The organism is Micromonospora sp. WMMD975 (assembly GCF_029581215.1).
Lineage (GTDB): Bacteria > Actinomycetota > Actinomycetes > Mycobacteriales > Micromonosporaceae > Micromonospora.
The window spans coordinates 1478360-1500000 of the sequence record NZ_CP120739.1; the positions used below are offsets into that span (position 1 = coordinate 1478360).

General features: G+C 73.1%; 22 protein-coding genes. 9 read left to right on the top strand and 13 right to left on the bottom strand.

Annotated elements, in window-relative coordinates; genetic code table 11:
* Positions 1-31 precede the first annotated feature (31 nt).
* Positions 32-1495: an argininosuccinate lyase gene (gene argH / locus O7613_RS06590; RefSeq protein ID WP_281590362.1), complete on the top strand. Its 1464-nt coding sequence runs from the start codon at positions 32-34 to the stop codon at positions 1493-1495.
* 391 nt (positions 1496-1886) lie between these two features.
* Here the strand turns inward: argH and O7613_RS06595 are convergent, their stop codons facing one another.
* The 5 genes from O7613_RS06595 to O7613_RS06615 all read right to left on the bottom strand — a co-directional run bounded on the left by O7613_RS06595 (position 1887) and on the right by O7613_RS06615 (position 5083).
* Positions 1887-2831 carry a hypothetical protein gene (locus tag O7613_RS06595; protein WP_282292754.1) on the bottom strand — a complete coding sequence of 315 codons (945 nt, stop codon included), beginning with the start codon at positions 2829-2831 and terminating at the stop codon, positions 1887-1889.
* A gap of 59 nt (positions 2832-2890) precedes the next feature.
* Positions 2891-3244 carry an MmcQ/YjbR family DNA-binding protein gene (locus O7613_RS06600; RefSeq protein WP_281583673.1) on the bottom strand — a complete coding sequence of 118 codons (354 nt, stop codon included), beginning with the start codon at positions 3242-3244 and terminating at the stop codon, positions 2891-2893.
* Between the two features lie 64 nt (positions 3245-3308).
* Positions 3309-3734, bottom strand: coding sequence for a DNA-binding protein (locus O7613_RS06605; protein WP_281583672.1), 426 nt, complete (start codon positions 3732-3734; stop codon positions 3309-3311).
* A gap of 416 nt (positions 3735-4150) precedes the next feature.
* Complete coding sequence (locus O7613_RS06610; RefSeq protein WP_282292756.1) at positions 4151-4771, bottom strand: DNA-3-methyladenine glycosylase; 621 nt, start codon at positions 4769-4771, stop codon at positions 4151-4153.
* Between the two features lie 99 nt (positions 4772-4870).
* The gene (locus O7613_RS06615; RefSeq protein WP_282292757.1) at positions 4871-5083 is read right to left on the bottom strand and encodes a type II toxin-antitoxin system HicB family antitoxin; all 213 of its coding nucleotides are present in this window, start codon (positions 5081-5083) and stop codon (positions 4871-4873) included.
* A gap of 172 nt (positions 5084-5255) precedes the next feature.
* On the opposite strand from O7613_RS06615, the gene O7613_RS06620 reads away from it, so the two are divergent.
* Both O7613_RS06620 and O7613_RS06625 read left to right on the top strand, forming a co-directional pair.
* Positions 5256-6377 (top strand): LLM class flavin-dependent oxidoreductase, encoded by a 1122-nt coding sequence (locus O7613_RS06620; RefSeq protein ID WP_281583670.1) that lies wholly within the window; start codon positions 5256-5258, stop codon positions 6375-6377.
* Complete coding sequence (locus tag O7613_RS06625; RefSeq protein WP_282292758.1) at positions 6374-7000, top strand: CE1759 family FMN reductase; 627 nt, start codon at positions 6374-6376, stop codon at positions 6998-7000. The genes O7613_RS06620 and O7613_RS06625 overlap by 4 nt, the downstream gene beginning before the upstream one ends.
* A gap of 11 nt (positions 7001-7011) precedes the next feature.
* On the opposite strand, the gene O7613_RS06630 is transcribed toward O7613_RS06625, so the two are convergent.
* Complete coding sequence (locus tag O7613_RS06630; RefSeq protein ID WP_282292759.1) at positions 7012-7896, bottom strand: universal stress protein; 885 nt, start codon at positions 7894-7896, stop codon at positions 7012-7014.
* A gap of 159 nt (positions 7897-8055) precedes the next feature.
* On the opposite strand from O7613_RS06630, the gene O7613_RS06635 reads away from it, so the two are divergent.
* On the top strand, positions 8056-8526 hold the full coding sequence (locus O7613_RS06635; protein WP_281583667.1) for a cyclic nucleotide-binding domain-containing protein: 471 nt from the start codon (positions 8056-8058) through the stop codon (positions 8524-8526).
* A gap of 110 nt (positions 8527-8636) precedes the next feature.
* On the opposite strand, the gene pflA is transcribed toward O7613_RS06635, so the two are convergent.
* Genes pflA through O7613_RS06650 form a run of 3 tightly spaced genes read right to left on the bottom strand, consistent with a single transcriptional unit; the run spans position 8637 to position 12106 of the window.
* Positions 8637-9410 carry a pyruvate formate-lyase-activating protein gene (gene pflA, locus O7613_RS06640; RefSeq protein ID WP_282292760.1) on the bottom strand — a complete coding sequence of 258 codons (774 nt, stop codon included), beginning with the start codon at positions 9408-9410 and terminating at the stop codon, positions 8637-8639.
* Complete coding sequence (gene pflB, locus O7613_RS06645; RefSeq protein ID WP_282292762.1) at positions 9407-11653, bottom strand: formate C-acetyltransferase; 2247 nt, start codon at positions 11651-11653, stop codon at positions 9407-9409. Before pflB ends, pflA begins: the two co-directional genes overlap by 4 nt.
* A gap of 18 nt (positions 11654-11671) precedes the next feature.
* Positions 11672-12106, bottom strand: coding sequence for a hypothetical protein (locus tag O7613_RS06650; protein WP_282292763.1), 435 nt, complete (start codon positions 12104-12106; stop codon positions 11672-11674).
* A 225-nt stretch (positions 12107-12331) separates the two neighbouring features.
* Here O7613_RS06650 and O7613_RS06655 point away from each other — a divergent pair, with 225 nt between their 5' ends.
* The 3 genes from O7613_RS06655 to O7613_RS06665 all read left to right on the top strand — a co-directional run bounded on the left by O7613_RS06655 (position 12332) and on the right by O7613_RS06665 (position 15005).
* Positions 12332-12835, top strand: coding sequence for a GNAT family N-acetyltransferase (locus O7613_RS06655; RefSeq protein WP_282292765.1), 504 nt, complete (start codon positions 12332-12334; stop codon positions 12833-12835).
* Positions 12836-12845: 10 nt separating this feature from the next.
* A complete protein-coding gene (locus O7613_RS06660; protein WP_281583661.1) occupies positions 12846-13472 on the top strand; it encodes a hypothetical protein in 627 nt (208 codons plus the stop codon).
* Positions 13473-13610: 138 nt separating this feature from the next.
* The gene (locus tag O7613_RS06665; RefSeq protein WP_282292767.1) at positions 13611-15005 is read left to right on the top strand and encodes a hemolysin family protein; all 1395 of its coding nucleotides are present in this window, start codon (positions 13611-13613) and stop codon (positions 15003-15005) included.
* A 165-nt stretch (positions 15006-15170) separates the two neighbouring features.
* Here O7613_RS06665 and O7613_RS06670 read toward each other — a convergent pair whose 3' ends face one another.
* Genes O7613_RS06670 through O7613_RS06680 form a run of 3 tightly spaced genes read right to left on the bottom strand, consistent with a single transcriptional unit; the run spans position 15171 to position 17078 of the window.
* Positions 15171-15488 carry a PRC-barrel domain containing protein gene (locus O7613_RS06670; RefSeq protein ID WP_282292769.1) on the bottom strand — a complete coding sequence of 106 codons (318 nt, stop codon included), beginning with the start codon at positions 15486-15488 and terminating at the stop codon, positions 15171-15173.
* Entirely contained in the window at positions 15475-15855 is a 381-nt protein-coding gene (locus O7613_RS06675; protein WP_282292771.1) for a hypothetical protein, read from the bottom strand. Before O7613_RS06675 ends, O7613_RS06670 begins: the two co-directional genes overlap by 14 nt.
* The gene (locus tag O7613_RS06680) at positions 15852-17078 is read right to left on the bottom strand and encodes a divalent metal cation transporter (RefSeq protein ID WP_282292773.1); all 1227 of its coding nucleotides are present in this window, start codon (positions 17076-17078) and stop codon (positions 15852-15854) included. The genes O7613_RS06675 and O7613_RS06680 overlap by 4 nt, the downstream gene beginning before the upstream one ends.
* A 195-nt stretch (positions 17079-17273) precedes the next feature.
* Here O7613_RS06680 and O7613_RS06685 point away from each other — a divergent pair, with 195 nt between their 5' ends.
* A complete protein-coding gene (locus tag O7613_RS06685; RefSeq protein ID WP_282292775.1) occupies positions 17274-19388 on the top strand; it encodes an acyltransferase family protein in 2115 nt (704 codons plus the stop codon).
* A 1-nt stretch (position 19389) separates the two neighbouring features.
* Here the strand turns inward: O7613_RS06685 and O7613_RS06690 are convergent, their stop codons facing one another.
* Complete coding sequence (locus O7613_RS06690) at positions 19390-19779, bottom strand: PaaI family thioesterase (RefSeq protein WP_282294491.1); 390 nt, start codon at positions 19777-19779, stop codon at positions 19390-19392.
* A gap of 107 nt (positions 19780-19886) precedes the next feature.
* Between O7613_RS06690 and tyrS the strand changes: the two genes are divergently transcribed.
* The gene (gene tyrS / locus O7613_RS06695) at positions 19887-21170 is read left to right on the top strand and encodes a tyrosine--tRNA ligase (RefSeq protein ID WP_282294493.1); all 1284 of its coding nucleotides are present in this window, start codon (positions 19887-19889) and stop codon (positions 21168-21170) included.
* Positions 21171-21641: the final 471 nt, after the last annotated feature.

Sequence of the window (21641 nt, forward strand, 5' to 3'; positions counted from 1 at the left end):
GGTGGCAGGAGGTGCGGCCGTGACCACCACAATGGGTGGGGTGGACGACAAGAGCCTGACCGAGAACAGCGCCGCCACCAACCGGACGAGCCTCTGGGGAGGCCGGTTCGCCGGCGGTCCCGCCGAGGCGCTCGCGCGGCTGTCGGTGAGCGTCCAGTTCGACTGGCGCCTCGCCCCGTACGATATCGCCGGCTCCCGGGCGCACGCCCGGGTCCTCGCCGGCGCCGGCCTGCTCGACCCGGACGAACTCGGGCGGATGCTGGCCGCGCTGGACGACCTGGAGGCCGCCTGCGCCTCCGGGGCGTTCCGTCCCACCATTGACGACGAGGACGTGCACACCGCCCTGGAGCGCGGCCTGCTGGAACGCCTGGGCAGCCTCGGCGGCAAGCTGCGCGCCGGCCGCTCCCGCAACGACCAGGTCGCCACCGACCTGCGGCTCTATCTGCGCGACCACGCCCGCGGGGTGGCCGCCCGGCTGGTCGAGCTGGCCGAGGCGCTCGTCGAGCAGGCGGAGCGGCACGTGGACACCGCCGCGCCGGGCATGACCCACCTGCAACACGCCCAGCCGGTGACGTTCGGGCACTGGCTGCTCGCCCACGTGCAGCCGCTGCTGCGCGACCTGGAGCGGCTGCGCGACTGGGACGAGCGGACCGCGATCAGCCCGCTCGGCGCCGGCGCGCTGGCCGGCTCGGGGCTGCCGCTGGACCCGGTGGCGGTCGCCAAGGAGCTGGGCTTCCGCACCTCGTTCGCCAACTCGATGGACGCGGTGGCCGACCGGGACTTCGTGGCCGAGTTCCTCTTCGTCACCGCGATGACCGGCGTGCACCTGTCCCGCCTCGGCGAGGAGGTGGTGCTCTGGACGTCGCAGGAGTTCGGCTGGGTCGAGCTCGACGACTCGTTCGCCACCGGCTCGTCGATCATGCCGCAGAAGAAGAACGCGGACATCGCCGAGCTGGCCCGCGGCAAGTCCGGCCGGCTGGTCGGCGGCCTGATGAGCGTGCTCACCATGCTCAAGGGCCTGCCGATGACCTACGACCGGGACATGCAGGAGGACAAGGAGCCGGCGTTCGACGCGGTCGACACGCTTGAGCTGCTGCTCCCCGCGCTGGCCGGGATGATCTCCACGATGACGGTCCGGGTGGACCGGCTCGCGGCCACCGCCCCGTCGGGCTTCTCCCTCGCCACCGAGGTCGCCGACTGGCTGGTCCGCCGGCACGTGCCGTTCCGCGACGCACACGAGATCACCGGCAAGCTGGTGGCGCTCTGCGCGGCCCGGGAGTGCGAGCTGGACGAGGTCTCCGACGCCGACCTGGCCGCGGTGAGCGAGCACCTGGACCCGTCGGTGCGCGACGTGCTCTCGGTGCGCTCGGCCCTGGCCGCCCGCATCACCCCCGGCTCCACCGGCCCCGGGCCGGTCGCCGACCAGCTCGCCGCCGCCGCGGACAAGCTGGCCGGTTGGCGGGACTGGGCCGCCGAGCAGGTCGTTCCCCGTTGAGTACACCATGTCCGGGGCGGGTGCCCGCCGCCCGCCCCGGACAAGCTTCGTACGCGCTCAGGTGACAGTCGTCGTCGCGTTCTCCATGAACTGATCGGCCGCATCCCGTACTTGCGGTTCAGTGCTGCTTTAATTTCATGTCGGTGAACAGCTCCACGAATTCGGTTATGACTCGGCCGACCCGCTGATGCTGCCCTGGCCGCGTGCCTGGTTGATGGCCAACGCCGTCATCGGCAGCTGGCGCGATCGGACGGGGTACGCGACGAGAGGCGTGCCCCCGCCGGGCGTGGGCGGGTACGGCTGTAAGGGTGGATGGGACACGGCTCGGGATTCTGGCACGGCAGCGCACCCCGCCGTTCGGGCGCCCGCCTCCGCCAGCCGGATCGGCCGGTCAGCTCAGCTCGATGACCGGCCGGGTGAGGATCTCGTCGGCGTACCCGTCGTCCGAGGCGAACCAGCGGCCGAAGTCGTCGTCCCGGTAGGCGGTCGCGAGGGTAAGCCAGCCCAGGAAGAAGCCGCTGCCGCCGCACGTGGCACCCCCACCGTCGCCGCCGCACACCACCGTCGGCTCGGTCGTCGCCTCCTGCCGGTAGGGATCCTGCCCGATTGCCAGGCCCCACAGATTCTCTTCCCGGTGCGGCCCGACCCGGAGACTGGACGGATAGGCGTCAACGGGGTGGTCGTCGCCCCAGCGGAACAACGTCGCCGCGCCGGCCCCGCACGCCCACTCCCACTCGTCCGGTGTGGCCGTCCGCAGGCCGAGGCTCTCGATCCCGGCCATCGCCTCGTCGTAGGAGACCTGCCGTGTCAGCCGGGCCCGAGTCACCCGCCCGGCCCGGTCGAACTCGACGTGCAGCCCGCCGTCGGGTTCGAAGGTCCTCCTCCCGCCGATTCCTGGCTCGACCGTGGCGACCAGTTCGCGGACCCGGGGGTCGTCCGGCTCCAGCAGGATCTGGCAGGGGTCGTACGCGTCCACCGCCACCAGCATCGCGGGCAGCTCCGTTACCCGTTCCGGCGTCGTCATCGCGTCGACGAACTCGTTCAGCGGCGGCAGGCCGTACTCGTCGGCGCTCTCGGCGTAGTCGGCCGACTGGCCCGGGTCGGGCCGGAAGCGCGACCCGTCGTAACCGAGCGTCGGCCGCCCGCCGGGGACGAGAGCGAACCGCATTCCATCGCGGTCGAACCGGGCCACCCGGTGCGAACGCCCCACGTAGGCCCTTACCTCCAGGCCCAGCGGGGTGAGGCCGTGCCGGTCCGCGATTCCTGCCGCGACCCGGCGGGCCGCGTCGTCGGGCAGGTCGTTCCATTGCGCGAAGGTGAGGTCGGCGTACCGCACGGAACGAGGATAGAGTCGCGCGCCCCGGTTCGCCGCCCGGCCCGGGCCGGATCGGAACCTCAGCCCGTCGGCCGCTCCCGCTTCGGCAGCTTGGCCACCACCGCGTCGTACGACCCGTCCACCGCGTCGATCAGGTCGTCGTCCGGGATGCCGCCGGTCAGGCGCAGCGCGTTCCAGCCGGACCGGCCGATGTAGGGGGAGGGGCGGGCGTCGTCCGGGAACCGGTGCAGCCACTCGTCGGCCACCTCGCGCGACGGGCCGCACTTGACCCAGATCCGGGCCTCGCCGTCGGGAGCGCCGAGGAAGGCGAAGATCCGGCTGCCCACCTTCGCCACCTCGTCGGCCTCCCACGGCCGGTCCAGCCAGGCGCCCGGTTTGGCCAGGCAGTAGGCAAGCATCTCGTCGCGCGTCATCGCGTCCTCCCGTGCCCTCGTCCGGCACAGTCTCACCCGCGGCTGTGACAGTTCGTCGGCCCGGTCAGTCGCCGGTGCCGGTGCGCACGGTGAGCCGCTCGTAGCGCTGCCGGGCCGCCTGTGCGCTGCCCAGCCCCAGCCCGAACGCGATCGCCTGCCAGGTCATGCCCCGGCTGCGGGCCACCTGGAGCAGCCCGGCCTCCAACACGTCCACCTCCGCCCGCACATGCGGGATCAGGGTCAGCGCGGCCATCAGGTCGGCCTGGTCGACAGGTTCCTCGCCCGCGTCCAGTTCGGCCCCGCCGGCGAGGGCCATCACCAGCGTGGCCGCCTCGTAGGCGTCGGGCACGTCGGGGTGCGCGTAGCGCCGACGCCGGGAGTTGGTGCCGGCGTGCCGCTCGGCAATCCGCAGCAGCGCCGCGTAGTTGCGGTGGGCCCGGGCCTGGGCAGCATCCGGAGCGGTGAACGGGTCGTTGTCCACGGTGACCATGCCGTCCATCCCACACCCGAGAATGGCCTGTTGTCAACACCCTGTTGAAAGCCATTCGTGCGTAACCCCGTGCTCTCCCATGAGTGAGACGCACCAGGAGCGCACAGGGGTTGCTGAGATCGCTTCGCCACTGCCGCGCAACGCTTGACGCTTCGGGAGCGTCACCTGGCGGTCGGGGCACATGATCATCTGATCGGTCGGCCGCCCGGCCAGGTGGGGTCGGGCGAGCTGGCTGCGTGGACGGCTTCGACAAGTGACCAGGCGCAGACTCCCCGCCACCTGTAGCACCCAACCGCACAACCCGCTCAGGATCGCTAGAGAAAGGTGATCATGAAGTTGGCGGCGATGTTGATCTCTGTTGATGCCGTCAACCTCATGATCAGTGCGAGGAAGGGTGAGGGGCGGTGGTGGGGCCGCTACGGGGTCGCCGGTTGGCGGCGGCGCGGGGTGTGCCGGCGGTAGGCGCTCACGCTCGGCTCGTCGATCAACCAGAACCGCCAGGGCAGGTCGTGCGCGGCGGCGACACCGACCCGGGGGCCGGCGGCGATCCGCGCCGGGTAGACCGGGCTCTCCGGCGCGGCCAGGAGCAGCGGTCCGGTGCCGTCGACCGCCGAGGTGCCGTTCGCGTCCCGGCCGAGGCCGAGTGCGGTGACCAGCCGGGCCGGCCCGCGCCCGAGATCCCGGTCGCTCGCGCGGGGACGGCGCTCGCGGGCGGTCTCGATCCCGTCCACCACGGCGCCGGCGCGCAGCAGCACGGCCGCCGCCTCGCCGTCGCGCCCGCAGACGATGTTCGCGCACCAGTGCATGCCGAACACGAAGTACACGTAGACGTGCCCGGCCGGCCCGAACATGACCCGGTTGCGCGGCGTCGGCCCACGGTGGGCGTGCGAGGCCGGATCCGCCCCGGTGCCGGCGTACGCCTCGACCTCGGTGAGCCGGACGCGGACGCCGTTCGCCGACACGGTCCAACCGAGCAGGGTCCGCGCGGTGGCTGCGATCTCCGCGGCCGGCGCGTCGAGCCAGGGGTACGACGTCATGGCGGGCAAGCGTATCTGCCGAACCGCAGGTGGATCTGCTCAAGATGCACGGGTCAGCGCAAGAGTTCGAGGAACTCCGACGGAGTCAGATCCGTGGGCTCACGCCGCTCGCCCGGCCTGGAAGAACGTCACCAACGGCGTGGTCTCGATCTCCGGGTTCTCGACTTCTTCCAGGTATGCCTCGACGGCTTCGCGAAGGTTGATCAGAGCCGCGTCGACTGTTTCCCCTTGGCTGGCGACCTCGATCTCCAAGCAGCGGGCGACATACCAGTCGTCCTCCTGGTGCACGGCAGCGGTGAACGTGCGGGCCATCGATGTCCTGCAAGGCGTCCCGTCAGCAGGATCATCGTACGGGGAGCGGCCGGGCTGCCGGGTGAGCCGGGCCACGGCGGGGGTGGCGGGTGCCGGAATAGTTGACTCGTCAAATAGGTTGTGCGGTGCGATGCCGGGCCGACCGGTCCGGCTTTCACCCGAGGAGCTGGTCATGCAGTTCGGAATCTTCACCGTCGGTGACGTCACCGTCGACCCGACCACCGGGCGGCTGCCGTCCGAGCGTGACCGGATCAAGGCCATGACCGCCATCGCGCTCAAGGCCGAAGAGGTCGGCCTGGACGTCTTCGCCACCGGCGAGCACCACAACCCGCCGTTCGTGCCGTCGTCGCCGACCACCATGCTCGGCTGGATCGCCGCGCGCACCGAACGGCTGCTCCTGTCGACCTCGACCACGCTGATCACCACGAACGACCCGGTCAAGATCGCCGAGGACTACGCGATGCTCCAGCACCTGGCCGACGGCCGGGTGGATCTGATGATGGGTCGCGGCAACACCGGCCCGGTCTACCCGTGGTTCGGGCAGGACATCCGCAACGGCATCCCGCTCGCCATCGAGAACTACGACCTGCTGCACCGGCTGTGGCGGGAGGACGTGGTCGACTGGAAGGGTAAGTTCCGCACGCCGTTGCAGTCGTTCACCTCGACCCCGCGCCCGCTCGACGGCGTACCGCCGTTCGTCTGGCACGGCTCGATCCGCAGCCCGGAGATCGCCGAGCAGGCCGCCTACTACGGCGACGGCTTCTTCGCCAACCACATCTTCTGGCCCAAGGAGCACACCCAGCGGATGGTCGGCCTCTACCGCCAGCGCTGGGCGCACTACGGCCACGGCACGCCCGACCAGGCCATCGTCGGCCTCGGCGGGCAGGTCTTCATGCGCCGCAACTCGCAGGACGCGGTACGCGAGTTCCGGCCGTACTTCGACAACGCCCCGGTCTACGGGCACGGCCCGTCGCTTGAGGAGTTCACCCGGGAGACGCCGCTGACCGTCGGCAGCCCGCAGCAGGTCATCGACCGCACGCTGGGCTTCCGCGAGTACGTCGGCGACTACCAGCGGCAGCTCTTCCTGATGGACCACGCCGGCCTGCCGCTGAAGACCGTGCTGGAACAGCTCGACCTGCTGGGTGAGGAGGTCGTCCCGGTGCTGCGCAAGGAGTTCGACTCGATGCGTCCGGCGCACGTGCCCGAGGCGCCCACCCACGCCAGCCTCCTGGCCGCCCGCGACGCCGTGACGACCACCGTCGACGCCGCCGCGACCGCGGGGGAGGGGCGATGACCCGGCGTACCCTCGCGGTCGTCTCGGCCGGTCTCGGCCAGCCCTCATCCACCCGGCTGCTCGCCGACCAGCTCGCCGCGGCTGCCCGCGACGAGTTGGCCGGCCGCGGCGCGGACGTGGAGCTGCGCCCGGTGGAGCTGCGCGAACACGCCCACGACGTGGTCAACCATCTGCTCACCGGCTTCGCGCCGGCCGCGCTGCGCCGGACGCTCGACGTCGTCGCGGCGGCGGACGGGCTGATCGCGGTGACGCCGATCTTCAACGCGTCCTACAACGGGTTGTTCAAGTCCTTCTTCGACGTGGTGGACTCCGAGGCGCTGGCCGGCACGCCGGTGCTGCTCGGGGCCACCGGCGGCACCGCCCGGCACTCGCTGGCGCTGGAACACGCGGTCCGGCCGATGTTCACGTACCTGCGGGCGGTGACGCTGCCGACGGCGGTCTTCGCCGCGCCCGAGGACTGGGCCGGCGACGACGGCGACAGCGCGCTGCGGGCCCGCATCCGCCGTGCGGCGGCCGAGCTGGCCGAGCAGGTGGACCGCCGGCCCCCGGCGGCCGGCCCGGCCGACCCGTTCGCCCTCACCACCGACTTCGCCGACCTGCTCGCCGGCCGCGACCCGGCCTGACCCGACCGGCGTCAGTCGCCGGTCGGCGACGGTGGGTGGGCGACAAGCACCGGACAGTGGGCGTGCTGCACCAGGGCCTGGCTGACCGAGCCGAGCAGCAGCCCGGCGAAGCCGCCCCGCCCCCGGGAGCCGACCACCACCAACGACGCCTCCCCGCTCGCGTCCCGCAGCGCCGTCTCCGGCGAGGCGTCGACCATGGCGCGCTCGGTCACCCGCAGCCCCGGGTGCGCCGTCCGGATCCGCTCGGCTGCGGCGCTCAGCAGCTCGGCGGCCTCGGCCCGGTCCGCGGCGTCCGCCCCGGCCGCGGCCCGCGGGCCGGTCGCGTCGCGCTCCGGCGCGGCGACGTGCACCAGCACCAGCTCGGCGTCGCGGCGGTCGGCCTCGTCCGCGGCCAGCTCGACGGCGTACCCGGCGGACTCGGAGCCGTCCACCCCGACCAGCACCGGACCGCCCACGGGGATCGGCTGTTCCGCGGGGCGGACGACGAGCACCGGGCAGTGCCCGTGCTGCGCGAGCTGCCCGCCCACCGAGCCGAGCAGCAGCCCGGTGAAGCCGCCCACGCCCCGGCTGCCCACCACCACCAGCTCGGCCCGGCGCGACTCCTCCACCAGGGCCGCGCCCGGACCACCGGCGACCTGGCGGACCTCCACCCGCAGCCCCGGGTGCCGGTCGGCCAGGTCGGCAGCCACCCGTTCGAGCATCTTCTCCGCCTCCGCGGTGGGCGCCGGCACCCCGACGTCGTACGGGTTGAGCGGCACGCCGTACCCGAGCGGGTGCAGGTAGCCGTGCACCAGCAGCAGCGGCCGGGAGCGTGCCACCGCGGCGGCGGCGGCCTGGTCGGCGGCGGCCAGGCTGGACGGTGATCCGTCCACCCCCGCCACGACGGGTCGGTTCATCGGTGTGTCCCCTCCGGTCGGTTCCCGCCATTGTGGCCGCCCCCCATCCCGATCGACCGCGCCGCCACGCACCCGGTACGGGACCATCGGCCCTGCCGCGCCGGCACGCGAACGGGTGGGATGGAACCACGGTTCGCCGCTGTCGATCGTGGAGGCGTCATGACCCCGCTGGAGATGCTGCGCGTGCATCCGTTCCTGGCCGGGCTGCCCGACGGGTGGCTGCCTCGGCTCACCGGTCACGCCCGCCCGGTGGCCTGGCATCCCGGGCACCGGTTGTTCCGGGCCGGGCAGCCGGCCGAGCGGTTCTGGCTGGTCCGCAGCGGCCAGGTGGCGTTGGACTTCCCGGTGCCCGGTCGCGGTGACGTGGGCATCGAGACGATCGGCGCGGGTGGGGTGCTCGGCTGGTCCTGGCTCTTCCCGCCCTACCGCTGGCAGTTCGGGGCGGTGGCCACCCGGCGCGGCACGGCGGTCGAGTTCGACGCGGCGGGGGTGCGCCGGCTGATGGAGTCCGACGACACGCTGGGCCGGCAGCTCACCGAACGGTTCATGAGCGTGGTGGTGGACCGCCTCCAGGCGTCCCGGGTCCGGCTGCTGGACCTGTACGGCTATTCCGGGTCCGTGGCGAGCTGATCCGGGTCGGTCCGGCGGCGGACGACCAACGGGCCCGGACAGGCCGGGCGGGGGCGGCGGCGCGACCGTGCGATCGACATGCTCCTCCTGCTGGTGCGGTACGCACCGGATCAGGTGACGGTCAGGCCACGGGCGGCGAACTGCCCGCGTACCCGGGCCAGCAACTCCGCATCGGGCGGCGCGGTGCCCGCGAGGGGGAAGGCCAGGCCCAGCTCGGCGTACTTGTGCGCGCCGAGGCGGTGGAACGGCAGCACCTCGACGCGCTGCACGCCGGCCAGCCCGGCGGCCACGTCCGCCACCCGGGCCACCTCGTCGACCGCGTCGGTCAGCCCGGGCACCAGCACGTACCGGATCCACATCGGCGTACCCCGGTCGGCCAGTCGGCGGGCGAACCGCAGCGTCGGCGCGAGCCGGCCGGTGCCGGTGACCCGGCGGTACGTCGCCGGGCTGCCCGCCTTCACGTCCAGCAGCACCAGGTCGGTGGCGTCCAGCAGCGCGTCGTCGGCGCGGTCGCCGAGGAACCCGGAGGTGTCCAACGCGGTGTGCAGGCCGAGCGCCCGGCAGCGGCGCAGCAGCGCCCCGGTGAACGCCGGCTGGAGCAGCGGCTCGCCGCCGCTGATCGTGACGCCCCCGCCGGCCACCTGGACGAACCGGCGGTACCGCGCGATCTGGGCGACCATCTCGTCCACCGTGCGCCGCCGGCCGCTGCGCCCGTACCAGGTGTCCGGGCTGTGGCAGTACCGGCAACGCAGCGGGCAGCCGGCGAGGAACACGACGAAGCGCGTGCCGGGCCCGTCCACCCCGACCGACGTGTCCCAGGAGTGCACCGCCCCGTGGAGGACCGGCGGCGCCGACAGCGGCGCCGCCGGGGGCCGGCCGGTCACAGCGACCCGTGGAACGTCCGGGACACCACGTCCCGCTGCTGCTCCGGCCTGAGCCGGACGAAGTTCACCGCATACCCGGAGACCCGGACGGTGAGCTGCGGGTACCGCTCCGGGTGGGCCATCGCGTCGAGCAGCGTGGCCCGGTCCAGGACGTTGACGTTGAGGTGGAACCCGCCGGCGTCGGTGTAGCCGTCGAGCACCCCGGCCAGGTTGGCGATCCGCTCGGCGCGGGTGTGCCCCAGGCCGTCCGGGGTGACCGTGCCGGTCAACGAGATGCCGTCGCGGGCCGCGTCGTACGGCAGCTTCGCCACCGACAGCGCCGAGGCGACCAGGCCGTGGGTGTCCCGGCCGTTCATCGGGTTGGCCCCGGGCGCGAACGGCTCACCGGCCCGCCGCCCGTCCGGGGTGTTGCCGGTGTGCCGGCCGTAGACCACGTTCGAGGTGATGGTGAGCACCGACATGGTCAGTTCGGCGTCCCGGTAGGTGTGCTGGCGACGCAGCTTCGCCGCGAACGTCTCGACCAACCACACGGCGATCTCGTCGGCCCGGTCGTCGTCGTTGCCGTACGTGGGGAACTCGCCCTCGACCGCGTAGTCGACGGCCAGCCCGGTGGCGTCGCGCAGCACCTTGACCCGGCCGTACCGGATGGCCGAGAGGCTGTCCACGGCGACCGAGAGGCCGGCGATGCCGGTGGCCATGAACCGGCGCACCGGGTGGTCGTGCAGCGCCATCTCCAGCCGTTCGTACGCGTACCTGTCGTGCTGGTGGTGGATCACGTTCAGCGCGTCCACGTACGTCTCGGCGAGCCAGTCCAGCGTCCGGTCGTACGCCGCGAGGACCTCGTCGTGGTCGAGCGTCTCCCCGCCGACCGGGGTGGTCGGCGGGGCGACCTGCTCGCCGGTCAGCTCGTCCCGGCCACCGTTGATCGCGTAGAGCAGCGCCTTGGCCAGGTTCGCGCGGGCGCCGAAGAACTGCATGTCCCGCCCCACCCGCAAGGCCGAGACGCAGCAGGCGATCGCGGTGTCGTCGTCGTACGCGGGACGGATCAGCTCGTCGTTCTCGTACTGGATGGCGCTGGTGTCCAGCGACACCTGCGCGCAGAACCGCTTGAAGCCGTCCGGCAGCCGGGGCGACCAGAGCACGGTCAGGTTCGGCTCCGGCGCCGGGCCGAGGTTGTAGAGGGTCTGCAGGTAGCGGAACGTGGTGCGGGTGACGAGCGGCCGGCCGTCCGCGCCCATCCCGCCGAGCGCCTCGGTGACCCAGGTCGGGTCGCCGGAGAAGAGCTGGTCGTACTCGGGGGTGCGGAGGAACCGGATGATCCGCAGCTTGATCACGAAGTCGTCGACGAGCTCCTGCGCGCCGGTCTCGTCCAGCCGGCCCTCGGCGATGTCCCGCCGCAGGTAGGCGTCGACGAAGCCGGCGGTGCGGCCGAGCGACATGGCGGCGCCGTTCTGCTCCTTCGTCGCGGCCAGGTAGGCGAAGTAGAGCCACTGGATCGCCTGCTGGCCGGTGGCCGCCGGGCGGGAGATGTCGAAGCCGTACCCGGCGGCCATCTCCTTCAGCTCGCCGAGCGCGCGGATCTGCTCGGCCAGTTCCTCGCGGTCCCGGATCACGTCGTCGGTGCTGCGCCGGCGGTCCAGCGCCGCCTTGTGGGCGTGGCGCTCGGCGATCAGCCGGTCCACCCCGTAGAGCGCCACCCGCCGGTAGTCGCCGATGATCCGGCCTCGCCCGTACGCGTCGGGCAGCCCGGTGATGACGTGCGAGCGTCGGGCGGCCAGCACGTCCGACGGGTACGCGTCGAAGACCGCGTCGTTGTGGGTCCGGCGGTACCTGGTGAAGATCTCGTGCACCCGCGGGTCGGGTTCGCGCCCGTACGCCCGCAGCGCGGTCTCCACCATCCGCAGCCCACCGGCCGGCATGATCGCCCGGCGCAGCGGCGCGTCGGTCTGCAACCCGACGATCAGCTCCCGCTCCCGGTCGACGTAGCCGGGGCCGTGCGAGGTGATGGCGGACGGGGTGGCGGCGTCCACGTCGTACACGCCGCGGCGCCGCTCCTCCGGGAACATCGCCCGGAGCCGGTCCCAGACCGCGAGCGTGCGCTCGGTCGGCCCGGTGAGGAACGACGCGTCCCCGGCGTAGGGCTCGTGGTTGCGGCGGACGAAGTCCGCCACGTCGACGGTGTCGCGCCACGGCCCGTCCCGGAAGCCCCGCCACGGTTCCACGGTGCGCTGGTTGCCGCTCATGATCGCTCCTGTCAGGGGTCAGCGGGGGAGGGGATGGGCGTGCAGGAGGCGCGCCCACCAGGGACGGTGGTCGGGGCGGGAGGCCGGCAGGCCACGCATGCTCAGCCAGCCGCCCGGGCCCATGGTGACCGTGTGCACCGCCGGTGGGCGGCGGCGCGACCACACCGCCACGGCGGCGGTGAGCGCGGCCACCGCGAACGCGCCGGTGGCCGCCGCGACGAACTGGTCCGGGTCGACCACCCGGCGGTAGCGGACCCTGCCGTCGGCCAGGACGAACGCGCCCACCGGGCGACCGGCGTGGGTGACCGGGACCAGCGCCGCGCCGGGCAGCTCCAGCACCGGCCCCACCGGCCCGGGGACCGCCGGGGCGGGCGTCGGGTCGTCGGCCGGCGTCGCCGGGCGGGGGACCGGGGGTACGGTGTTCAGCCCGGTCGGGTTGAAGATGGCGGTCATGGTGCTGCCCTCCTGACGGGTATCGGATGCGCCAGCGCCGGTGCCTGCCTCGACGGTCACCCTCGATAAGTCGTAGACGTACGCCGGCATGGTCCGGCCTCCTCGACTGCGTCGTTCCTCCTTCTTCATACCGGCGCTGCCGGCCGTGGCCGTAGGGCCGGACGGGACACGTGACAGGCCGGAGGTCCCGATCGCTGTCGGTGGGTCCGCGTATCCTTCCCGGCCATGAATCCCGAGGTGGAACTCCGGCCGGTACGCGATGACGACCTGCCCGTGTTCTTCGCCCACGAGCAGGATCCGCAGGCCAACTGGATGGCCGCGTTCGGGCCGAAGGATCCGTCGGACCGGGCGGCGTTCGACGCGCACTGGGCGCGCATCCGCGCCGACGAGCGCATCGTCAACCGCACGATCGTCGCCGGCGGCGAGGTGGTCGGCCACGTGGCGGCGTTCCCGGTCGACGAGCAGACCGAGGTCAGCTACTGGATCGACCCGGCCCGCTGGGGCCGCGGCCACGCCACCGCCGGGCTCACCGCGCTGCTGCGGGAGCTGCCGCGGCGGCCGGTGCGTGCCCGCGCCGCGAAGGACAACGCCGCCTCGCTCGCGGTGCTGCGCAAGTGCGGCTTCGTCGTGGTCGGCGAGGACTCCGGGTACGCTCCGGGCCGCGGCGCGGAGGTGCAGGAGTGGGTGCTGGAGCTGCCCGCCGAGGCGGCTGACCAGGGCAACCACTAGTCTCCCCGGGGTGAACTGGCTGGAACTCGTCGGCTGGGCCGGCTCCGCGCTGCTGGTCTGGTCCCTGCTGCAGACGCGCATCCTGCGGCTGCGGGCGCTCAACCTGGTCGGTTGCCTGATCCTGATCGGCTACAACGCCGCCGTGCACGTCTGGCCCATGGTCGGGCTGAACGTGGTGCTCACCGTGATCAACCTGTGGTACCTGCGCAAGCTGCTGGCCACCCGACACGACGAGCGGACCTACCAGGTGGTCGAGGTGGGCACCGGAGACGCGTTCCTGGCACACACGCTGCGGGTGCACGCCACCGACATCGCCCGGTTCAACCCGACCTTCCGGTGGGACCCGGCCGCGCCCGGCCGCTCGGCGTTCCTGGTGGTCCGCTCCGACGAGGTGGTCGGCGTGATGGTGTCGCACGCCGAGGCCGGCGGGGTGGCCCAGATCGACCTGGACTACGTGACCCCGCCGTTCCGTGACTTCACCCCGGGCGAGTTCGTCTACCGGCGCAGCCGGCTCTTCACCGACCGGGGCTTCCGCCGCGTGGTCTCCCCACCGGGTATGGTCGCCCCCTACTACCACCGGCTCGGCTTCCGCCCGGAGGGCGGGGCGTACGTGCTCGACCTACCCGACCCGGCCTGAGCCGGGCCGGCCGGGTGCGGGGGCGAGCCAGGATTCAGGCGTGGGCCCACGGGGCACAGTGGGGCAACGCCGACCGGGCCCACCGGCCGGCGAGTCGGCCATCGCCGACGTCAATCGGGCCGAGGGAGAGAAGCGCTCGTGCAGAGCTACTGGAGCCAACTGGCCCTGGTCGGTGTGCTGGTGATCGTCAACGCGGCCTTCGCCGGCAGCGAGATGGCCCTGGTCTCGCTGCGGGACAGCCAGCTGCAACGGCTGGAGCGCAGCAGCCGCGGCGGCCGGACCCTCGCCCGGCTCGCCAAGGACCCCAACCGGTTCCTGGCCACCATTCAGATCGGCATCACCCTCGCCGGGTTCCTGGCCTCCGCCGCCGCGGCCGTCTCCCTGGCCCGGCCGCTGGTGCCGCTGCTCGGCGTCTTCGGCAACGCCGCCGAGACGGTCGCCATCGTCGCGGTGACCCTGGTGCTCACGTTCGTGACGCTCGTCTTCGGCGAGCTGGCGCCCAAACGCATCGCCATGCAGTCCGCCGAGCGGTGGGCGCTTGTCGTGGCCCGGCCGCTTGACATCCTGGCCAGCGTGACCCGACCGGCGGTCTGGTTGCTCGGCGCCACCAGCGACACGGTGGTCCGCCTCGTCGGCCTCGACCCCAAGCACGAGCCCGACGAGATCGGCCCCGACGAGCTGCGCGACATCGTGGCCGGGAACCACGGCTTCACCAAGGAACAGCGCACGATCATCGCCGGTGCCGTGGAGATCGCCGACCGGCAGTTGCGTGCCGTCCTCGTACCCCGGTTGCAGGTCTTCACGCTCGACAGCGGCACCACCGCGGACGCCGCGCGGCTCGTCCTCGCGGCGACCGGCCACTCCCGGGCGCCCGTGGTCCGCCACGGCGGTCTGGACGACGCGGTCGGTGTCCTCCACCTGCGTGACCTGGTCGGCGTCCCGGACGACCGACCGGTCGACGAGATCGCCCGCCCGCCGATGCTGCTGCCGGACTCGCTGCCCGTGGTGGACGCGCTGCGCCAGTTCAAGGCCGAGCGCCAGCACATCGCCCTGGTGGTCGACGAACGCGGCGCGGTCGACGGGATCGTCACGCTCGAGGACATCCTCGAGGAGATCGTCGGCGAGATCTACGACGAGACCGACCGGGACCTGCGTGCGGTCCGCACCGAGGCCGACGGCTCGCTGGTGCTGCCCGGCACCTTCCCGGTGCACGACCTCACCGACCTCGGGGTGGAGCTGCCCAACCGGCCGGCCGGTGACTACACCACGGTCGCCGGGCTGGTGCTGATCTGCCTCGGACACATCCCGACGGTGGCGGGGGAGCAGGTCACCGTCGACGGCTGGGAGCTGACGGTGGTCGAGGTCGACCAGCGAGCCATCACCGAGGTGCACATCCGCCGCCGCCCCCGTCGCGAGCCGAGCGAGGGCACCGACGGCAGCGACGGCACCGACGACACCCCGACCGCGGACGACACCCCGTCCGCCGCGGACCCGGCGGACGCCGCCGAGCAACTCGACGAGGCGCGTCACTGACGCACCGGACCCAGCGCCGGCCGGTGCCGGCCGGCGCCCGTTCCTGGGGCAGCGCCGGTCGGGCCCCGCGGCGGGTCGGTGTCGCTCCGGCCCCTGCGACTCGGTGTCGCTGCGGCCCCCGCGACTCGGCGTCGCTGCGGCCCCGCGACTGGGTGTCGCTCCGGCTCAGCGCCGTTCGGTGGGCCGGCCGAACGGGAAGCCGGGCACCGGTGGTCGCAGCCGCACCGCGTCCGCGGGCACCTGGTGGGTGCTGCGCCCGACCAGCCGGGCGACCACCCGCAGCAACCACGGCCCGGCGGGATGCAGCTCCGGCCCGATCAGCCGGCTGGTCACCCGGGTCCACCAGTGAGCGGCGACGATCACGTCGGTGATCCGCAGCCGGTCCGGCGGCCAGCCACCGCGCACCACCACGTCCACCACCCGGCCGAGACGCCGCCCGTGCAGGTCGTAGGCGGTACGCCCGAGCAGCTCACCCGCTCGCACGGTACGCCCCCGGGATCCGCTCGATCAGGTGCTGCCGCAGCCACGTCTCCACCGGCGCGGGCGGCAGTTCCGCCGCCCGGCACCGCAGCCGTACCGCGCTGTCCACCCGGGCGACGCTCGCCAGCGGTACGCGCAGCGGCGGCACCGGCGGATCCTCGGTGAACCGGTCGGCGACCGCCACCAGCAGGCGCCCGATCCGGCCGCCGATCCGCTGCCCGAGCGCCCCCTGCCCGGTGAGCAGGCAGTCCACGTACGGGTAGCCCTCGTCGTCCACCGCGAACGCGACGTCGTCGACCCGACCGACGAGCCGGCCCTCGACGTCGACGATCTGCCGGTCGAGCAGCTGCTTGGCGAGCTGGACCCTCATCGCCCCATCCCCGTCACGATCGCCAGTGGGATCGCCGCCACCGAGGCGGCGACGATGAGCAGCAGGAACACCGCGCCGAGCAGGTTCGCCCACCACCCGTTGACCCGGTCGCCGAGGTAGGTGCGGTCGTTCGCCACCACCAGGATCGGCAGGTAGGTCAGCGGCAGCACCACCGCGCTCAGCACCAGCATGTACTCGGTCAACCGCACCGGGTCCACGGTCGTCATCAGCATCACCACCGCGAGCAGCAGGCCGACCAGCAGGACGCTGTGGAACCGGGCCGCCTCCCGGGGACTGACCCGCTTGCCCCACTGCCACCCGAAGTACTGCGCCGCCGCGTACGCCGCCGACAATCCGGTCTCCAGCGCCGCGCCGAAGGTGACCGCGAAGAACGCCAGCACGGCGGCGACCAGGCCGGCGCCGCCCAACGCGGTCGCCACCGGCCGGGCCACCTCGTCGAGCGAGCCCAGCGAGGCCCCGGTGGGGTGGTAGGCCACCGTCGCCACCGCGATCAGCGACAACGCCAGGAACCCGCCGATCGGGAAGCCGATCAGCACGTTCGAGCGGGCGCGCGCCAGGTCGGCCGCGCTCCACCGCTCCTCCACCCCGCCGGAGGAGAAGAAGAAGACCTCGTACGGGCTGACCGTCGAGGCGAACAACGCCACCGCCACGAACCAGTACAGCGGCCAGCCGTGCCCGGCCGAGCTGATCTGCCACGCCCCGCGGCCGAGTTCCGCCCAGTCGGTGGGCAACGCCACGAGCGCCACCGCGAAGACCAGCAGCGCCAGCCCGGCCAGGCCGAAGACCCGCTCCATCAGCTCGAAGCGCATCCGCCACAGCACCAGCCACACCGCCAGCGCGGCCAGCGGCACCCAGAGCAGGTGGCTCACCCCGCTCGCCAGTTGCAGCGCCAGCGCCACCCCGCCCAGCTCCGCGGCGAGCGTGACCACCGTGACCAGCCATGACGCGACCAGGTTGAGCAGCGCCACCCGCGGCCCGAGCCGCTCGCGGACCAGGTCGAACACCGCCCGTCCGCTCACCGCCGCGATCCGGCCGGACATGTCGGCGTACGCGCAGATGCCCACCACGCCGGCCAGCAGCACCCAGGCGTGGGCCATGCCGAACAGCGCGCCGGCCTGGCTGGCCGCCACCAGGTCGCCGATGTCGACGAACCCGCCGATGGCCGACAGCACGCCCAGGGTGGCGGCGAGCAGCTTCCTCACGTCGGCGGCCCGGGTGGCGGTCCCATCGCCGCGACCATAGCCCGTACCGCCGCTGCCCGCCCCCGCATCGGCGGATCCCGCCGGCGTCGTGGCGGATGAGGCGGCCGCCGGGCCCCTGTTACAGTCGCCGCCGGACCTGGCAGCAGCGCCGATCCCCCTCGCCGGGACGCCGCAGGACCTCGGAGGACACCCCTGATGGCCCCGGACCGCCACGCGCGTACGCCCCAGCGCGGTTTCCGCCGCGACATCGAGGGCATCCGCGCGCTGGCGGTGCTCCTGGTGATGCTGGGTCACGCCGGCGTGCCCTTCCTGCCCGGCGGCTTCGTCGGTGTCGACGTCTTCTTCGTCATCTCCGGGTTTCTGATCACCGGACTGCTCCTCGCCGAACTGGAGCGCACCGACCGGATCTCGCTCGTCGGCTTCTACGCCCGCCGGGCCAAGCGGCTACTGCCGGCCGTGGTCGTCGTCCTGCTCACCACCCTCCTGCTGACCCTGCTGCTCTTGCCGCCGCTGCGCTGGCGGGACACCGCCGGGGACGTGATCGCCAGCGGCCTCTATGTGATGAACTGGCGGCTCGCCGCCCAGGCGGTCGACTACCTGCACGCCGACGACGCGCCGAGCGCGGTGCAGCACTTCTGGTCGCTCGCGGTGGAGGAGCAGTTCTACCTGATCTGGCCGCTGCTGTTGATCGCCGCGGGGGCGCTCGCGGCCCGCCTGGCCGGGCGGGGGGCCGGCCGTCGGCCGCTGCGTCCGCTGGCCCTGGTGGGGTTGGCCCTGATCGGGGTGCCGTCCCTGCTCTGGTCGGTGTACCTCAGCGCCGCCGAGCCGGCCCGCGCGTACTTCGTGACCACCACCCGGCTGTGGGAGCTGGTCGTCGGCGCCGTCCTGGCCGTGACCGCCACCGGGCTGGGCCGGCTGCCCCGGCCGGTCGCCGCGGCGCTGGGCTGGGTGGGGCTCGCGGCGGTGGTCACCGCTGGCCTGGTGATCACCCCGCTGACCGCCTTTCCCGGCTGGGCAGCCCTGCTGCCCACCCTGGGCACCGCCGCGATCATCGCCGGTGGCTTCACCGCCGGCCGGACCGGCCCCGAAGCGCTGTTGGGGCTGCGCCCGCTGCGGGCCGTCGGCGCGCTGTCCTACTCGCTGTACCTGTGGCACTGGCCGTTGCTGGTGGTCGCGCGGGCCCGGCTGGGTGAGCTGGGCGCCGTCGAGGGGATGGCGGTCGTCGCTCTCTCCGTCGTGCCGGCCGCGCTGACGTACCGCTTCGTGGAGAACCCGGTGCGGCGCAGCCCCCGGCTCGCCGGCGAGCCGGCGCGGGCCCTGCGGCTCGGCCTGGTCTGCACCGTGCTGCCGGTGGTTGCCGCGCTCGGCTTCCAGTTCGGTCTCGCCCCGGCCCCGCTGCGGCCCGACCAGACGGCCGCCGCGCCCGGCGCCGCCGCGCTGCCCTCCGGGCCGGCGGCGGCGGTGCCCGGCGTGGAGCAGGTGGACCACGTCGTTCCGGAGCCGGCCTCGGCCCGCGCCGACGTCGCCGAGGTCTACGGCGCCAAGTGCATCGTCAGCGGCACCGACGCGCCCGCCCGCACCTGCGTCTACGGCGACCGGGACAGCGAATTCGCGGTGGCGTTGGTCGGCGACTCGCACGCCGCGCAGTGGTTCCCCGCCCTGCGACGGGTTGTCGAGGAGCGCGGCTGGCGGCTGGTCACCTACCTCAAGTCGTCGTGCCCCTTCCTGGCCGCCCCGGTGATCGTTAAGAACCAGCCCTTCCCGAGCTGCGAGGTGTGGAACGACAACGTCCGCGCCGCGCTGACCGGGCCGGACCGCCCCGACCTGGTCCTGGCCACGGCGAGCTCCGAGTACCGGTTGGCCCCCGGCGGCAGGCCGCTATACGGGGCGGAGAACGACCAGGCGCGGGTCGACGCGCTGCGGCAGGCGTGGTCGTCGGCGACCGGGCCGGGCACCCTCGTGGTGGGGCTGCGGGACACCCCGCGACCCAACTTCGACATCCCGGAGTGTGTCTCCCTGCACCGGGACCGGCTCACCGAGTGCGGGTTCTCGCGGGAGACCGCGGCGGCGTTGAGCATCAGCCAGGAGCGCGCCGCCGCGGGCCTGCCCGGGGTCGTGGCGCTGAACCTCAACGACGCGATCTGCCCGGCGGCGAGCTGCCCCCCGATAATCGGTGGGGTGCTCGTCTACCGGGACAACAACCACCTGACCGCGACCTACGCCGGCACCCTCGGACCCCGGCTCGGGTCCAGCCTGGACGAACTGGTGCGGGCCCGTCCCGAGCTCAGCCGCGTCGCCTACCCGGGCTGACTCAGCCCTGCCCGGTGGTGAGGTTCTGTAGGCGCACCTGACCACGGGAGACCAGCCGGCCTTCCGCGTCGGTGACCTCCACCTGCCAGAGCTGCTGGCTGCGTCCCCGGTGCACCGGGGTGCCGACCCCGGTCAGCTCGCCGTCGCGCACCGCGCGCAGGAAGTCGGTCTGGTTCGACACCCCGACCACCCGGCCACGGTCACCCAGCCACAGCGCGCCGCCCACGCTGGCCACCGTCTCCACCACCGAGCAGTGGACGCCGCCGTGCAGGATCCCGTACGGCTGCTGCAGCTCCGGGCGCACCTGCCACCGGACCACCACCCGGTCGCCGCTGACCTCGTCGAACTTCAGCCCCAGCAGGGCGGCGAACCCTCCGGTCACGTCAAGCATCTCCACCGTGGTTCCTCCTCGTGCTCGGCGGCGCCGCCAGCCTAGTCGTCGCCGTCGCGGCAAACCCGGTACGGCCCCGGACCGGCGATGGGGGAGAATCGGTGACCGTGACCGACAGCAACCTCCCGCAGGGGCGGGACTCCCTGACCGAAGACCTGCTGTGGCGGGGCCTGATCCAGGACTCGACCGGCCCGGACGAGCTGCGTGCGCTGCTCGACGGCCCGGGCGCCACGTTCTATGTGGGCTTCGACCCGACCGCCCCCAGCCTGCACGTCGGCAACCTCATGCAGGTCGTCACGGCCCGCCGGCTCCAACGCGCCGGGCACCGGCCGCTCCTGCTCGTCGGTGGCGCCACCGGTCAGATCGGTGACCCGAAGGAGAGCGCCGAACGGACGCTGAACCCGCCCGAGGTCGTCGCCGGCTGGGTCCAGCGCATCCGGGACCAGCTCGCGCCGTTCGTCACGTACACCGGGGACAACGCGGCCCAGATGGTCAACAACCTGGACTGGACCGGCCAGATGTCGGTGGTGGAGTTCCTCCGGGACGTCGGCAAGCACTTCCCGGTGAACAAGATGCTGGCCCGGGAGGTCGTCAAGGCGCGGCTGGAGAGCGGCATCAGCTACACCGAGTTCAGCTACCAGTTGCTCCAGGCCAACGACTTCTTCGAGCTGCACCGCCGGCACGGCTGCCAGCTCCAGTACGGCGGCTCCGACCAGTGGGGCAACATCACCGCCGGCGTGGACTACGTGCGCCGCCGCGGCGCCGGCCCGGTGCAGGCGTTCACCACGCCCCTGGTCACCAAGTCCGACGGCACCAAGTTCGGCAAGAGCGAGACCGGCGCCATCTGGCTCGACCCGGAGATGACCAGCCCGTACGCCTTCTACCAGTTCTGGTTGAACGCGGACGACCGCGACGTCACCCGTTACCTGCGCTACTTCAGCTTCCGCTCCCGGGAGGAGCTGGAGGAGCTGGAGAAGGCCACCGCGGAACGCCCCCAGGCCCGGACCGCCCAGCGGGCCCTGGCCGAGGAGCTGACCGCGCTGGTGCACGGTGAGCGCGAGGTGACGCAGGCGGTGGCCGCCAGCCAGGCGCTGTTCGGCCGGGGCGCGCTCGACGAGTTGGCACCGGAGACGCTGCGGGCCGCGCTCACCGAGGCCGGCCTGGTGCGCCTCGACGAGTTGCCGGACGTCGCCGGCCTGCTCAAGGAGTCGGGCCTGGTGCCGAGCATGAAGGAGGCCCGGCGGGTGATCGCCGAGGGCGGCGCCTACGTCAACAACACGCGGGTGGCCGAGGTGGACGCGACCGTCTCCCCGGCCGACCTGCTGCACGGGCGCTACCTGGTGCTGCGCCGGGGCAAGCGTTCGTTTGCGGGGATTGAGCTGCGGAAATAGCCTGCGGTCGACGGTGTGACGCGGGACGCGTCCGATGGATTTGACGATGAATCCGTCGGGCGCGTAGCTTTTCCTCTGCCAACGCGGAACGGACGAAACAGGGCGAAAGTCCTGAAAGGCCGGAGCGTGGGACCTGAGACTCGGGCGGTGCCCCGGATCCGCCGGGAGGCGGATTTGGTGCGGCGAAACCGACCGGGTAAGGTTAACGGCCGGCAGGGAAACGGACGGGCCAGCGGGAAACCGCCACCGGCCGTCCTGCCGAAAATCCTCGACGCGACCGACGCGAGTCGGCGGTGTCGTGGTGCCCGGCCAAAAGGGTGATGCACGACAAACCGGGAGACACCGGTTTGACACGGCAGAAACCACCGGGTAACGTAGTAAAAGTGCCCGGCGCGAGAGCGGCGGGTGCGGTGGACGAAATGCCCCGGTCGTGGGTCCTCCGGTTGGAGGGTTTTCGAGTGGTGTGTGGTT